This window comes from Halopseudomonas aestusnigri (assembly GCF_002197985.1).
GTDB lineage: Bacteria > Pseudomonadota > Gammaproteobacteria > Pseudomonadales > Pseudomonadaceae > Halopseudomonas > Halopseudomonas aestusnigri.
In genome coordinates this window covers 359,376-373,142 of the sequence record NZ_NBYK01000001.1, presented here as the reverse complement: position 1 = coordinate 373,142, position 13,767 = coordinate 359,376, and the positions used below count along the sequence as shown (strand labels likewise).

Here is a 13,767-nt window from a genome sequence, read left to right as displayed (position 1 = left end):
GCTGGGTCGCGGGTCGCGGGCTACTCTCCCCAGCGCGGGATAAGTGCCTGCTCCATCCCCAACTGCCCCAGAATCCGCGCCACCACAAAATCGATCAGATCATCAATCGACTGCGGCTTGTGATAAAAGCCGGGACTGGCCGGCATGATGACCGCCCCCATCTGACTGAGCTTGAGCATGTTTTCCAGATGAATGCTGGAAAACGGCGTCTCGCGTGGTACCAGAATCAGTTTGCGCCGCTCCTTCAGCGCCACATCCGCCGCCCGCTCGATCAGGTTGTTGCTGGCTCCGGTTGCAATCGCCGACAGCGTGCCGGTCGAACAGGGACACACCACCATCGCCGCTGGCGCGCCGCTGCCCGAAGCCACCGGCGCCATCCAGTCCTGCTTGCCATACACCCGGATCTGCCCTTCGGCCGCCCTGAACTGCGCGGCCAGGTATTGCTCCAGCGCCTGCGGCTTGGGCGGCAACCGCCACTCGGTTTCCGTTGCCGCGACCAGCTGCGCTGCCTGCGAAATCAGAAACGACACCTCTACCCCTGACTCGACCAGACAGCCAAGCAGCCGCATCGCATACTGCACGCCCGAAGCACCTGTCACCGCCAGCGTAACTCGCTCAACCATGGCGCGCCTCCAGGGCCTGAATCAGGCGCTGATGAATACCACCAAAGCCACCGTTACTCATCACCACCACCCGTGTTTGCGGGGTCGCCGCAGCGACCACCCGCTCGACAATGGCATCCAGATCACTGGCCACCTGCGCCGGTACAGGGCTGTCTGCAACCACGCTCTCAAGCGACCAGTCCAGCCCTGCCGGCTGATACCAGAACACCTGCGAGGCATCACGAACGCTGGCCGGCAAAGCAGCCATGTGACTGCCCAGACGCATGGTATTGGAGCGCGGTTCAATTACCGCAATCAACGGCGCGTCACCGATCTGCGCCCGAATACCGGCCAGCGTGGTCGCAATCGCCGTTGGGTGATGGGCAAAGTCATCGTAGACGCTGATGCCATTGATCTCGGCCAGTTTTTCCATGCGCCGCTTGGCATTGCGGAACCCGCCAAGCGAAGCGATACCCTGCGCTGGCGTCACGCCAACGTGACGCGCGGCCGCAAGCGCCGACAGCGCGTTGGCAACGCTATGCTGGCCGGTCTGCTGCCATTCGGCGACGCCCTGCAGCTCCCCATCGAGCCAGACTTCAAAGCGCGAGCCGTCGTCACTCAGCAGCCGTGCCTGCCAGTTGCCACCCTCGCCGGTAGTCTGGCACGGCGTCCAGCAGCCCATTCCGATGACGCGCTGCAGCGCCTCGTCCTGCTGCGGATGAATGATCAATCCCGAGGCCGGTACTGTCCGCACAAGGTGATGAAACTGCCGCTCGATGGCAGCCAGATCCGGGAAAATATCGGCATGGTCAAATTCAAGATTGTTCAGCACCGCCGTGCGTGGACGGTAGTGCACGAACTTGGAGCGTTTGTCGAAGAAGGCGCTGTCGTATTCATCCGCCTCGACGACGAAGAACGGCGTGCCCCCCAGGCGTGCGGAAATTCCGAAGTTCTGCGGCACCCCACCGATGAGAAAGCCGGGCGACATGCCGGCGTCTTCCAGCAGCCAGGCCAGCAGACTGGAGGTCGAGGTTTTGCCATGGGTGCCGGCTACCGCCAGTACCCAGCGATCCTGCAACACATGCCGCGCCAGCCATTCGGGGCCGGACATGTAAGGCATGCCCTGATCCAGCATGTACTCCACCGCCGGGTTGCCGCGGGCCATGGCGTTGCCGACGATGACCATGTCCGGGGCCGGCTGCAGATGCTCGGGACGGTACCCCTCCTGCAAGGCAATACCCTGTTCGCTGAGCTGGGTACTCATCGGCGGATAGACGTTGGCATCCGAGCCGCTGACCTGATGGCCCAGTTCGCGTGCCAGCAACGCCAGCGACCCCATGAACGTACCGCAGATGCCGAGAATGTGGAGATGCATGAAATGTCCTTGTCACAATCGAATGGCTACAGCTTACGCTGAAAGCTGAAAGCTGAAAGCTGAAAGCTGAAAGCTGAAAGCTGAAAGCTGAAAGCTGAAAGCGCAACAGCATGGCGACGGCCGGCAGTATGTCAAGCATCGGAACCACCTGAACGCCTGCCGCCGCGCGACAGCGCTCCAAAAGCCGGCCGGCACAACGCGTCTGTTTGCCCGCAAGCACCGCATCCCGGCTTTTTTAGGGGCCTGCGATTGCAGATTCAAAAGTACTGATGCACGATGCTGTTAATGACCACCCAAAACCTGCCAGCCACTTAATGACCATAATTGGAGCACTCGTATGCGCATAGTCCAGGCTGATATCGATCGACTCGACGAGGTGACGCCGCTCTTTATCAAGTACCGCGAGTTCTACGGCCAGCCGCCGCTGCCCGAGGCATCGCGCCGCTTCCTCGAAGCGCGGCTGGTACACGAACAGGCCATCATTCTGATCGCCGAGGATGAAGACAGCGGCAAGGCCCTCGGCTTTTGCCAGTTCATTCCCAGTTTCTCGGCCCTGACGCTTGCGGCCAGCTGGGTACTCAAAGGCATCTACGTCACCGAGGAGGCGCGTCGTCAACTGGTTGCCGACAAGCTGATCAATCACGCCAAGAACATGGCGCGCGAGGCCGGGGTCAAGCGAATGACCGTGATGACCGGCGAGGAAAACGTGGCTGCACAAAGTCTGTATCGCTCGCTGGGCTTCTCCAACGACCACGATTTCATGTACTTCGCACTGAAACTCTGACGCCCTGCGCCGCCGCGCCGATGCACGCGTGGCGGCGCTTGTGCGCCCATTTCCCGACAGCCGTGGCCGACACTCTCGGCCAGAGCACATCTACGACCAAGGTTCACCCCGTTTTTGCTTGGTATCGGCCGGCGATGCGCCTATAATGCCGGCCAGTTTTCAACTATGGCCCCTCAGGTAACCCATGAGCTACGACAAGATCCCCGCCGGCAAAGACATTCCCAACGACATCTACGTCGCTATCGAAATCCCAGCCAACCATGCGCCGATCAAGTACGAGATCGACAAGGACAGCAGCACCCTGTTCGTTGATCGCTTCATGGCCACCCCGATGTTCTACCCGGCCAACTACGGCTACATCCCGAACACCCTGGCTGACGACGGCGATCCGCTGGACGTGCTGGTCGTTACCCCGCATCCGGTCGCTCCCGGCGCAGTCATCCGTGCACGCCCGGTTGGCGTTCTGCACATGACCGACGATGGCGGCGGAGATGCCAAACTGATCGCCGTCCCGCACGACAAGCTGAGCGTGCTGTACCGCGATATCAAGGAATACACCGACCTGCCGGAACTGCTGATCCAGCAAATCCAGCACTTCTTCGAGAACTACAAGGATCTCGAACCCGGCAAGTGGGTCAAGATTGACCGCTGGGGCGGCGCTGATGAAGCCCGCGCGGAAATCGTCAAGGCTGTAAACGCTTACCAAAAATAAGCGTTTCGCCCCGCTAAAAAGCCGGCCACAAGCTGGCTTTTTTTATGCCTGCACGGCAGAGTCTCGCCATGACCGACCGCTACTTTGACCACCTGGGCGCCCGTTTCGCCCAGCGCATCTATGACAGCCCCAAGGGTGCCATTCGTCTGGCCGTGTTGCAGCGCGACCTGCAGCAATGGCTGCCGGCATTGCTGCAGGCAGAATCGCCGCTGCGCATTCTCGACATTGGCGCCGGACTTGGCCAGATCAGCAGCTGGCTGGCCGGCCTCGGCCATCAGCTCACCGTTGCAGAACCTTCAGAAGCGATGCTTGATGCGGCCCGTGAGCGCATCAACGCCAGCAACCCCGCCCTGCCCGTACGCTTCATGCAGGCGCCGCTGCAAGATCTCGCCGCGCAGGGTGAACGGTATGACTTGGTAATCTGTCATGCGGTACTGGAATGGCTGGCCGACCCGGCGCAGGCGCTGCAGCAACTGGCCGCCCTCGTGCAGCCCGCCGGCGCGCTATCCCTCGCGTTCTACAACCGCGACGCACTGATCTACAAGAATCTGGTCAAGGGTCAGTTCAAAAAGCTGCGCAAGAAGCCGTTGTCCGGCCAGGGCACGAGCGGGCTGACACCGCAGCAGCCGATTGACCCGCGTGACGCCATGCACTGGATCGCCGCGGCGAGCCTTAACTGCCTGGCCACCAGCGGCGTACGGGTGTTCTATGACTACATGCCGGAGCCCTTCTGCAGTAACAGCAGCCTCGAAGATCTGATTGAATACGAGCTGCGCTACAGCCAGCATCCTGCCTACCAGCATCTGGGGCGCTACCTGCACTGGTGGCTGCGCCCGGCTACTACGCTCGACTAACCGCGAACCACACGGTTACGCCCCTCACGCTTTGCCCGGTAAAGTGCAGCATCAGCACGGGCGATGAGATTCTGAGCAGCGCCATCCACATCCTGCGCTGCGGCCAATGCGGTCCCAAGGCTGATGGTGACCTCCAGCGGACCATCTTCCAGCTCGAAGGCGTGGCGACAAAAACTCTCGCGCAAACGCTCTGCAACGGTATCCAGCTCATCCTGACCCTGTACCAGCGCTAATACCGCCAGCTCCTCGCCGCCCAGCCGCAATGCCAGGTCGTGCGGACGAATCGTCGCCACCATGCGCTGGCCGGCCTGAATCAGCACTTGGTCACCACCAGCGTGCCCACGCTCATCATTGATCCGCTTGAAATGATCCAGATCGCCATACACAAAACCGACCAGCAACCCCTCGCGCTCGGCACGACTGATGATCGCAGGCAACATGGTGCGCAACCCCTGACGGTTCCACAACTGGGTCAATGGATCAATCAGCGCCCGCCGCTCGGCCGCACCCAGCGCCTCCTGCAGCCAGGCCGCATCCATGCGCAACTGATGCGCAACAAACAGGGCCTCCAGCAACTGTTGAAAGTCGCCCATCGCCTCACGTTCGCTGTCGGTCAGCTCACGCGGCGCGGTATCGTGCACGCAGAACGAGCCGATCCTGCTGCCATCGGGCGCATGCAGAGCAATGCCCGCATAAAAACGCACAAACGGATAGCCGGTTACGGCCGGATTATCGAAAAAGCGCTCATCGGCGTGCGCATCCTGCACGTAGAGAATATCGTCGGACAGAATGGTGTGACCGCAGAACGAAACGTTGCGCGGCCCTTCAAGATTCGTCGCTCCGATGCGCCCCTTGAACCACTGGCGATCAGTGTCAATCAGGCTCACCAGCGCGCTACCTACGCCAAACAGCCGCTGGGCGATGCGCAGCAACGCATCAATATGCGGATCAGGTGGTGTATCCAGCAGTTGCATGGCGCGGAGCGCGGCCAGACGCTGCTGTTCATCTGCCGGTATGGACGCCTCTATCATTGCTCTTCTCCCATTACTGCCCAGCCCTTTCAGCATCACTTCTAATCTAGCTGCATCCAGCGGTCCGTGCGCCAGAGCCAGGCAAACCAGCCCCCCAGAAGCAGCGAGCGCAACGCCATAAACGTCAAAAAGCCAAACCAGACAAGATGATTACCTTGGCCCTGCAAGGCCCACGCCAGCGGCAGGTAGCACACCAGCGCGAGCAGCATGGCATTGCGCATGGCCAACGCGCGGGACGCGCCGATGAACAAGCCGTCAAGCAGATAACTCCAGACGGTCACCAGCGGCATGATCGTAACCCAGACCAGATACTGCCGGGCCAGCGCCCTCACCTCCGGCAAATCCGTAAGCAAACGAATGAGCAGATCACCGCCCAGAGCAAACGCCGCAACAAAAGCCAGGCTCAGCACCAGCGACCAGCCGGTCGTAATCACCAGCACCTGGACCAGCCCACGCTTGTCCCGCTTGCCCAGGGCGTGACCGCCAAGCGCTTCGAGCGCATGTGCCAGACCATCAAGCGCATGGGAGGTAATCAGCAGAAAGTTGAGCAGCACCGCGTTGGCCGCGACCACCTCATCTCCGAGCCTGGCACCCTGCACCACCAGCAGATAGAACACCGACTGCAGCGCCAGGGTACGAATGAGAATATCCCGATTGACCCGCAGCAGCGGCGCCGCGCCTTTGAGCCTGAGACCTCGCACCCAGTCAAACGCCCCGGGGTATTGCCGCAGGGTAGACCGCACAAGCGCGAGCCCGAGCAGCAAGCCGAGCACATCACCGCAGACGCTGGCCCAGGCCGCACCCTGCACGCCCAGATCCAGCCCAACCACCAGCAGCACATCCAGCAGCATATTGGTCAGGTTGACGGTCAGCAGCATCGCGAACGGCACGCGGCTGTTCTGGGCGCCGATAAACCAGCCGATCAGCACAAAGTTGGCCAGTGCCGCCGGCAGACTGATCAGGCGAATCTGAAAGTAGGCGCGGGCCTGCTCGAGCAGCGCCTCACTGCTCTGCAGATAGTGCAGTCCCAGATTCAGCAGCGGCGTGCGAAATAGCCAGACCAGTGCACTGATCAACACCGCCAGCCAGATTGCCTGCAGCAGGATACGTCGTAGCTGGTCGCCATCTGCACTGCCACAGGCCTGCGCCGCGAACCCGGTGGTGCCCATGCGCAGAAAGCCCGTTGCCCAGAGCACGAAGGTAAACAGCGTGCTGCCAACAGCCACAGCACCGAGATGATGGGCCCCGTCCATATGCCCGATAACCGCGGTATCGACCAACCCGACCAGCGGCACACTGATATTGGAGAGAATCAGCGGCAGCGCGATATGCCAAACCCGGCGCTGCGCCAGCGGGTCGCGCCAGGCGCTCAGCAGTTGCCGCCGAAGGATCACCCGCTCAGCCTCCGGCGCGCTTGACCTTGAACCCTTCCGCCACCAGCAGCTCGCAGACCTGATCGGCCTTGTCGCCCTGAATCTCGATAATGCCGTCCTTGACCGCGCCGCCACAGCCGCAGCGATTCTTCAGCCGCTTGGCCAGCGCCTTGAGGTCATCGGCGTTCAGCAGTACACCGGTCACGGTGGTTACCGTCTTGCCACCGCGGCCTTTGGTTTCCCGGCGCACCCGGGCGATGCCGTCACCCTCGGGGATAGCCTGGTCAGCACAGCGACATTGCGCCACCGGCTGTTCACAGCCCGGGCACAGACGCCCGGCATCGGTCGAATACACCAGGCCACCCAGGGCCTGCAAACCGGTTTTTTTCATGCATGAAGTTCCAATGACGAGTGTTGCAGCAGACGCGCCAGCGCTTCCAGGGAGTCGGGAGCATATTGCTCCCCCGCACGCTGCCAGTCGCTGCGCGGGTCCACCCAGCGCACCGCTTGCACCTCCTCCGGTTGCAGCGTCAGCGGACCATCCCAGCAGCAACTGAATACCCCGCCCCACAGCTGGCTCTCGGCCGAGTTGAAGAAAAACCGGAAGTGCTCGGTCAACGGCACGCCGGATACGCCCAACTCCTCGGCCAGCTCCCGCTCAGCGCCCTGCAGATAACTCTCACCGGCCGCCACCACACCGCCTGCTGCCACATCCCAGAAGGAAGGATAAAGACGCTTGTGCGGCGTGCGCTGATGCACACACAGCTCACCGAGGGAGTTGAATACGAAAATAAAGGTACAACGGGTAATCAGACCACGCGACTGAGCGTCGGCACGCGACACGACACCCAGTTCACGATCCTGCTCATCGACATGAATCACCCGCTCGCTGCCGGAAGCCTGAAGATAGGCCGCGATGTGTTGCTGATCCACAAATCAGCCCTGTTCCAGCAAGCGGCGCAGCTCAATCATGCCGGCGTTGGCACGGGACAGATAGTTGGCCATGACCAGCGAATGGTTGGCCAGCATGCCGAAGCCGTCACCATTCAGCACCATCGGACTCCACAGCGTCTGCTGGGTGGCTTCCAGTTCACGGATGATCTGCTGCAGGCTTACCAGCGCGTTCTTCTTCTCAAGCACATCGGCGAAGTCATGCTCAACCGCACGCAGCAGTTGCACCAGGGCCCAGGAAGTACCGCGAGCCTCGTAGAACACGTCGTCGATTTCCAGCCAGGGCGTTGTCTCGCCAAGCTTTCCGCCGGTCGTCAACGGCGCGCGCCCCACACTGGCAGACAGGCGTTGCGACATGGAGCCAAGACGGGTGCTGACATCCCCCACCCAGCTGGAGAGGTTGTCTGCACGGGAGTAGAAGTCCGCCTCACCGCGTTGCAGGCGTTCGATATAGCTGTCGAGTGAGCGAATACCGTCGCGGTATTCGCTTTCGCTGGCCGGCATGGCCCAGCTGTTGTTGTCAAAATGCAGCCGCGGCTCCGCTTTGGCCAGATCGCGGTCCTCGGTAGACTGCGACTGCGAACGCGCCATATCGCGGCGCAGCGCACGGGTCATGTCACGCACCTGAACCAGCACGCCATACTCCCAGCGCGGCATGTTATCCAGCCACAGACCGGGCGGCATGATGTCGTTGCTCAGGTAGCCACCCGGCTTCTCAAGCAGGGTCTGCACCACAGCTCGCAGGGTGCGGGCGGTGTATTCGCCATTGACCATCTCGGGTTGCGGGGCACCGGCAACCGGCTCCAGATCAGGCTCGCTGCTCCAGTACCAGCCCACCAGCAGGCAGATAAAGAGCCAGACCACAACCAGTGCGAGCACTGCGCTGCTTACCAGTGAGCCATGACCGTCGCCGCCCGTAGCTGCGTTGCGCTTGCCAAATTTCATATTCCGACTCCTGTGGCTGTTCTGCGGACCAGCATATCACGGCTATTTGAATGTGCTGCGCAGATCAGCGCAAACGCACTGCCGGGGCGCGCCATCATACGGCCAGCGCGTTCATCAAGCTGTCACACAACTGACATTATTATTCCGGCAGTCCGATTCTACCGGGGTACTGCCATGCGCCTGAAATCTCTCACCCTGATCAATACCGTGCTGCTCGCTGCTGCCGGCTTAGCACTGGGTGCCAGCCTGTGGTGGTCACAACAAGCGTTGAAGGCTCCCTATGCGCTGATGGACGCCTACCTCAACATGGTCGGACAGACCCAATCCCTGCAACAGGACACCGAGGCCTACCGCCAGCACGGTGATGCCCTGCGCCTGCAACAGGCCCAGAATACGGCTGCCGCGTTGCAGCAAAACCTGCAGCAGTTCCCGGAAACCATCCGCCAGCCATTCGACGCACCTCTGGCAGAGTTTGTCGAGTTTATGCAGACCGATCTGCTGGCGATCGGCAAGCTGGCCGGTGATCCGCAGGCATTACTGATTCAGGCCGAGCGCGAAGTGCTGGCCGAACTTTCCCATCTGGCTGCCTACAGCCGCGACGGGCAACGCCAGGGCGCTGAGGCGGCGGCAGATTATGTGCGCCTGATTGACGAATTGCAGGCCAACCTGGTGCGGATCAGCCTGGCAAGAGCCCGCCTGTTCAGCCAGAACGATCCTGCCTTGATTGAAAACCTGCGGCGCCTGCTTGCCACCACACGCCAGAACGCCGACGAGCTCGACCGGCTGCCGCTGCACGGCGTGGTCGAGGCGCAGCAGAAAAGCAACGACCCCTTCGCCTCATTGCTGGGTGTCGATACGGGCAGCAAGGCAAGCGCCAGCGATCCTGGCAGCGACTACAAGCGCGCCCTGCAATCGCTGCTCAACCGCTACCCGGCAGAACTGGAACGAACCAGCGCATTGATCAGCGAGCGCGCCAGACTGCAACAGATCACCGGCGAGCGGATCGCCAGCCTGCTGCAAGGGGCCGAGCAAATGCGGCCGGCACTGACCGCTGCCCGCGACCGTGTCACCGCCCAGGTGCGCAACGTTCAGTTGGGCATCATCGCCATGCTGATTCTGATCGCGATTCTGATCGAGCGCATGCAGCGCTCCCTGGCCAACGGCATCAGCCAGTTCGCGCCGGTCCTGTCGACCTACGCCGGCGGTGACTTCACCAAGCCCGTTGCTACCCGCAGTCGGGTACAGGAACTGAAACAGCTCGAGCATTCGGCCAACCAGTTGCGCCAGTATCTGATCGAACTGGTGACCACCATCAATCAGCAGGCCGAGGCACTGAGCGGCACCAGCGACGACCTGGAAAGACTGTCTGCCGACACCCATGACCGGGCAGCCCAGCAACAGCGCGACACCCAGTCAATCAACCAGGATATCGGCGGCATGGACGAAGCCATCCGTCTGGTGGCCACCAACGCCGGCGAAAGCGCCGAGCTGGCACGGATCGCCAACCGCGAGGTGCGCGATGGCCAGCAGGTGATTGGCGGCACCATCGCCCAGATGCAGCAACTGGTGGTCGAGGTACAGAACAGCGCCCGTACCATCGACCGCATGGTGGCCGAATCAGACACCATTGGCAGCGTGCTGGAGGTTATTCAGGGCATTGCCGAGCAAACCAACCTGCTTGCCCTGAACGCCGCCATTGAGGCGGCCCGGGCTGGTGAGGCCGGGCGCGGTTTTGCCGTGGTCGCCGATGAAGTGCGGGGACTGGCCCAGCGCACTGCCGGCTCGACCCAGGAAATCCGTCAGCTTATCGAACGGCTCCAACAGGTGGCTCGCCAGTCCGCCGGTCAGATGGAAGAGCAGGTCAAGCACGCACGCAATACCGCCGAGCAAGGCCAACTGGCGGACGCGGCACTGGGCCGCATCGTCAACGCCATCGAGCGCATCAATGAATTGGCCGAGCATATCGCCACCCACACCGACGCCCAGTCTGATCGGGTGCGCACCATCCGAGAAAACAGCCAGCAGATTCACCATCTGAGCGAGGCCAACCTCGGCATGGTGGTGCATACCCGCCAGCATACCCAGCAGATCAGCCAGCGCAGCCGCGCCCTGCTGTCGGCGGTCTCGGCCTTCCGAATCTGACCGGCAGAGCCATTCAGCAACAATTGCGGCACTGCGCCTCATGGTCAGTGCCTTTCACCTGCCTGCGTCAGCCTTTATGATGACCGTCCACTTTTCGGTCGGTTATCCCATGCGCGCGTTTCGTTTTTGCCTGATGCTGCTGCTGTTGCTAAGCGCCAGCGTCCACGCTCAACTCTCCGGCAATGGCTCTCTTACCGGGCTGATCCAGAGCGGCAGCAGCCAAAACACCTTTCTGCCGGTTCATCAGGCTTTTCGCCCGGATATCCTTGACGCCAGCGCGCAACAGGTCACCGTCATCTTTGAAATGGCGCCTGGTTACTACCTGTATCGCCACCGCCTGCACCTGAGCAACCCGCAAAGCCCGGACCAAGACCTGCAGATCAGCCTGCCGGAAGGCAAACACAAGACAGACGAGTATTTCGGCGACGTAGAGGTCTACTACGACCAATTGCAGATTCAGCTCGACGCCAGCCAATTGACCGCAGGTCAGACCCAGCTGCGGGTCGGCTTCCAGGGCTGCGCCGACGCGGGTCTTTGTTACCCGCCAGAAACCGTCATGCTGGATCTGCCGGCACCGGCTGCCGGCGGCACCACAGCAAGCAGCGCCGCCTCTGCCACAGAGCCGGCAACGGCAACAGCCCCCGACGATCAGGAGCATGATCGCCTGATGACCTGGCTGCTGTTTATGCTGGCCGGCATCGGCCTGACCTTTACCCCGTGCGTACTGCCCATGCTGCCGATTCTCTCCAGCATGGTGTTGGGCCGCAGCCATATCAGCCGTGGCCGCGCGCTGTCGCTTTCGCTTGGCTACGTGCTTGGCATGGCAGTGACGCTGGCCATTGTCGGCGCCCTGATCGGCAGCTTCGGCGCTGCCCTCAACCTGCAGGCGCGGCTGCAATCACCCTGGATCCTGGGCACCTTCGCGGTGTTCTTCGTGCTGTTCGCACTGGCCATGTTCGGCCTGTTCGATCTGCGCTTGCCCGAGTTCCTGCGCGAACCACTGGAACGCCTGAATCGCCGAGCCCACGGCGGCTCGCTGCCCGGCGCCACGGCCATGGGTGCGCTGTCGACACTGGTGGTATCGCCCTGCATCTCTGCACCGCTGGCCGGCGCGCTGGTCTACATCAGCAGCACCGGGGACACCATAGGCGGCGGCCTAAACCTGTTCGCCCTGGGTCTGGGCATGGGGGTGCCGCTGATTCTGGTAACCCTGTTCGGCAAGAGCCTGCTGCCCGGTTCCGGCCCGTGGATGGAAACGGTCAAGCATCTGTTCGGCTTTGGCTTGCTGGCAGTCGCCATCTGGCTGCTTGAACGTGTCCTGCCGGGCCCGATAAGCCTCGCCCTGTGGGCTGCATTGGCCGCAGGTCTCGCCGTGCGGCTCGGGCTGATGCAAGGCGGCAACTACCTTCGTCAGACCATAGCCCTGCTGTTTGCGCTGTATGCCGCAGCCGCGCTGTTCGGCGCACTGGCTGGCGGCGAAGACCCGCTCAGGCCGCTGCAGCCACTGGCTGGCGGCAGCGCGACTCAGCCGGCCACTGCGGGTTTCACGCTGATCAGGGAACCAGTCGAACTCGAACGCCAGCTGGCTTTGGCTGCCGAGCGCGGCCAGCCCGCGATCGTCGATGTTTATGCCGACTGGTGCATCAGCTGCAAGATCATGGAGCGCACCATCCTCAGCCAACCAGAGGTACAGGCACTGCTGGCCAACCATCTGCGCATCAAGCTTGATCTGACCGACAACAGCCCGGAACAACGAGCCTGGCTGACCCGCCACCAGTTGTTCGGCCCACCCGCCTACCTGTTTTTTGCCACCAACGGACAGGAACGCCGTGACCTGCGCATTCAGGGCGAAGTCTCACTGGAAGAATTCAGCAGCCTCGCCAGCCAGTCCGCGCAGGAAAAGATTGCGCCATAATGCAGCCATCATGCTGACATCTGATGTCAACAGTCCACTTCTGGACAGGCCGACCTGATTACGGCAAACTGCCGGAAAAATCTTGACTGACGGGTCACTGCCGCAGCGCACCCGTCCTGCAATGGAATACACGCACAATGGCCAGCATCCTGGTCCTCCACGGACCCAACCTGAACCGCCTCGGCAGCCGTGAACCCGGCGTCTACGGCGCGACGACACTAGATCAGATCAACCAGCACCTGCGCGAACTGGCCAGCCAGCAGGAGCATCATCTGCTCAGCCTGCAAAGCAACGCCGAGCATGAATTGATCGAACGCATTCATGCCGCGGGTGACGAAGCCATCGACTTCATCATCATCAATCCGGCTGCTTTTACCCACACCAGCGTCGCAATACGTGACGCATTGCTCGCAGTGAGCATCCCATTCATCGAAGTTCACTTATCCAACGTGTATAAGCGCGAACCCTTCCGTCATCACTCCTACTTTTCGGACGTAGCCGAGGGAGTGATCTGCGGTCTGGGAGCCAAGGGCTACGAGCTGGCCCTGCAAGCCGCGATACACAAGATCGACCAAAACTGATTACGCAACCTGCTCTGGAGTGCATGCATCAATGGATATTCGCAAAGTCAAAAAACTCATCGAACTTCTGGAAGAGTCCGGCATCGACGAACTGGAAATACATGAGGGCGAGGAGTCGGTTCGCATCAGCCGTCACAGCCAGCACGCACCGGTACCGCAGTATCAGGTAGCCCCTGCTCCGGCCCCGGTTGCCGCCGCGCCTGCCCCGGCCGCCGCACCGGCCGCCGAACCAGTAGCTCCGGCCGAACCGAGTGGCCACCTGGTTCGCTCGCCGATGGTTGGTACCTTCTACCGCTCGCCGTCTCCGACTGCGGCCGTATTCGTTGAAGTAGGCCAGACCGTCAAGGCCGGCGACGTACTGTGCATCGTCGAAGCGATGAAGATGATGAACCACATCGAAGCCGACAAAAGCGGCGTGGTCCAGGCGATTCTGGTAGACAACGGCCAGCCGGTCGAATTCGATCAACCGCTGTTCAGCATCGCCTGAGCCCGGGCCGGAGGC

14 protein-coding genes are annotated in these 13,767 nt (G+C 61.8%); 7 read left to right on the top strand and 7 right to left on the bottom strand.

Features of this window, described 5'->3' with window-relative positions; genetic code table 11:
- Positions 1-20 precede the first annotated feature (20 nt).
- Complete coding sequence (locus tag B7O88_RS01770; protein WP_088273470.1) at positions 21-623, bottom strand: flavin prenyltransferase UbiX; 603 nt, start codon at positions 621-623, stop codon at positions 21-23.
- A complete protein-coding gene (gene mpl, locus B7O88_RS01765) occupies positions 616-1,977 on the bottom strand; it encodes a UDP-N-acetylmuramate:L-alanyl-gamma-D-glutamyl-meso-diaminopimelate ligase (protein WP_088273469.1) in 1,362 nt (453 codons plus the stop codon). The genes B7O88_RS01770 and mpl overlap by 8 nt, the downstream gene beginning before the upstream one ends.
- Before the next feature lie 337 nt (positions 1,978-2,314).
- Here mpl and B7O88_RS01760 point away from each other — a divergent pair, with 337 nt between their 5' ends.
- The 3 genes from B7O88_RS01760 (at position 2,315) to B7O88_RS01750 (ending at position 4,327) form a co-directional block, all read left to right on the top strand.
- Positions 2,315-2,761: a GNAT family N-acetyltransferase gene (locus tag B7O88_RS01760; RefSeq protein ID WP_088273468.1), complete on the top strand. Its 447-nt coding sequence runs from the start codon at positions 2,315-2,317 to the stop codon at positions 2,759-2,761.
- Between the two features lie 184 nt (positions 2,762-2,945).
- Positions 2,946-3,473 carry an inorganic diphosphatase gene (gene ppa, locus B7O88_RS01755; RefSeq protein ID WP_088273467.1) on the top strand — a complete coding sequence of 176 codons (528 nt, stop codon included), beginning with the start codon at positions 2,946-2,948 and terminating at the stop codon, positions 3,471-3,473.
- A 68-nt stretch (positions 3,474-3,541) separates the two neighbouring features.
- The gene (locus tag B7O88_RS01750; protein ID WP_088273466.1) at positions 3,542-4,327 is read left to right on the top strand and encodes a methyltransferase domain-containing protein; all 786 of its coding nucleotides are present in this window, start codon (positions 3,542-3,544) and stop codon (positions 4,325-4,327) included.
- Here the strand turns inward: B7O88_RS01750 and B7O88_RS01745 are convergent.
- From B7O88_RS01745 to B7O88_RS01725, 5 genes are read right to left on the bottom strand one after another with little or no spacing between them, the layout of a single operon-like run.
- The gene (locus tag B7O88_RS01745) at positions 4,324-5,358 is read right to left on the bottom strand and encodes a GGDEF domain-containing protein (protein WP_160003122.1); all 1,035 of its coding nucleotides are present in this window, start codon (positions 5,356-5,358) and stop codon (positions 4,324-4,326) included. The genes B7O88_RS01750 and B7O88_RS01745 overlap by 4 nt on opposite strands.
- A 41-nt stretch (positions 5,359-5,399) precedes the next feature.
- Positions 5,400-6,752 (bottom strand): MATE family efflux transporter, encoded by a 1,353-nt coding sequence (locus B7O88_RS01740; RefSeq protein ID WP_235005702.1) that lies wholly within the window; start codon positions 6,750-6,752, stop codon positions 5,400-5,402.
- A 4-nt stretch (positions 6,753-6,756) separates the two neighbouring features.
- Positions 6,757-7,122 carry a translation initiation factor Sui1 gene (locus B7O88_RS01735; protein WP_088273464.1) on the bottom strand — a complete coding sequence of 122 codons (366 nt, stop codon included), beginning with the start codon at positions 7,120-7,122 and terminating at the stop codon, positions 6,757-6,759.
- On the bottom strand, positions 7,119-7,664 hold the full coding sequence (locus tag B7O88_RS01730; protein ID WP_088273463.1) for an NUDIX hydrolase: 546 nt from the start codon (positions 7,662-7,664) through the stop codon (positions 7,119-7,121). The genes B7O88_RS01735 and B7O88_RS01730 overlap by 4 nt, the downstream gene beginning before the upstream one ends.
- Positions 7,665-7,667: 3 nt before the next feature.
- Entirely contained in the window at positions 7,668-8,627 is a 960-nt protein-coding gene (locus tag B7O88_RS01725) for a DUF2333 family protein (protein WP_088273913.1), read from the bottom strand.
- A 174-nt stretch (positions 8,628-8,801) separates the two neighbouring features.
- Between B7O88_RS01725 and B7O88_RS01720 the strand changes: the two genes are divergently transcribed.
- The 4 genes from B7O88_RS01720 (at position 8,802) to accB (ending at position 13,752) form a co-directional block, all read left to right on the top strand.
- Positions 8,802-10,769 carry a methyl-accepting chemotaxis protein gene (locus B7O88_RS01720; protein WP_160003121.1) on the top strand — a complete coding sequence of 656 codons (1,968 nt, stop codon included), beginning with the start codon at positions 8,802-8,804 and terminating at the stop codon, positions 10,767-10,769.
- Between the two features lie 109 nt (positions 10,770-10,878).
- Entirely contained in the window at positions 10,879-12,684 is a 1,806-nt protein-coding gene (gene dsbD, locus B7O88_RS01715) for a protein-disulfide reductase DsbD (protein WP_088273912.1), read from the top strand.
- A gap of 137 nt (positions 12,685-12,821) precedes the next feature.
- Complete coding sequence (gene aroQ, locus B7O88_RS01710) at positions 12,822-13,265, top strand: type II 3-dehydroquinate dehydratase (protein WP_088273461.1); 444 nt, start codon at positions 12,822-12,824, stop codon at positions 13,263-13,265.
- Between the two features lie 31 nt (positions 13,266-13,296).
- The gene (gene accB / locus B7O88_RS01705; RefSeq protein WP_088273460.1) at positions 13,297-13,752 is read left to right on the top strand and encodes an acetyl-CoA carboxylase biotin carboxyl carrier protein; all 456 of its coding nucleotides are present in this window, start codon (positions 13,297-13,299) and stop codon (positions 13,750-13,752) included.
- Positions 13,753-13,767 lie beyond the last annotated feature (15 nt).

Excerpts from the sequence above, each read along its gene's own strand:
- B7O88_RS01770 (WP_088273470.1), bottom strand. The coding sequence starts at position 623 with ATGGTTGAGCGAGTTACGCTGGCGGTGACAGGTGCTTCGGGCGTGCAG.
- mpl (WP_088273469.1), bottom strand. The coding sequence starts at position 1,977 with ATGCATCTCCACATTCTCGGCATCTGCGGTACGTTCATGGGGTCGCTG.
- B7O88_RS01760 (WP_088273468.1), top strand. The coding sequence starts at position 2,315 with ATGCGCATAGTCCAGGCTGATATCGATCGACTCGACGAGGTGACGCCG.
- ppa (WP_088273467.1), top strand. The coding sequence starts at position 2,946 with ATGAGCTACGACAAGATCCCCGCCGGCAAAGACATTCCCAACGACATC.
- B7O88_RS01750 (WP_088273466.1), top strand. The coding sequence starts at position 3,542 with ATGACCGACCGCTACTTTGACCACCTGGGCGCCCGTTTCGCCCAGCGC.
- B7O88_RS01745 (WP_160003122.1), bottom strand. The coding sequence starts at position 5,358 with ATGATAGAGGCGTCCATACCGGCAGATGAACAGCAGCGTCTGGCCGCG.
- B7O88_RS01735 (WP_088273464.1), bottom strand. The coding sequence starts at position 7,122 with ATGAAAAAAACCGGTTTGCAGGCCCTGGGTGGCCTGGTGTATTCGACC.
- B7O88_RS01725 (WP_088273913.1), bottom strand. The coding sequence starts at position 8,627 with ATGAAATTTGGCAAGCGCAACGCAGCTACGGGCGGCGACGGTCATGGC.
- B7O88_RS01720 (WP_160003121.1), top strand. The coding sequence starts at position 8,802 with ATGCGCCTGAAATCTCTCACCCTGATCAATACCGTGCTGCTCGCTGCT.
- dsbD (WP_088273912.1), top strand. The coding sequence starts at position 10,879 with ATGCGCGCGTTTCGTTTTTGCCTGATGCTGCTGCTGTTGCTAAGCGCC.
- aroQ (WP_088273461.1), top strand. The coding sequence starts at position 12,822 with ATGGCCAGCATCCTGGTCCTCCACGGACCCAACCTGAACCGCCTCGGC.
- accB (WP_088273460.1), top strand. The coding sequence starts at position 13,297 with ATGGATATTCGCAAAGTCAAAAAACTCATCGAACTTCTGGAAGAGTCC.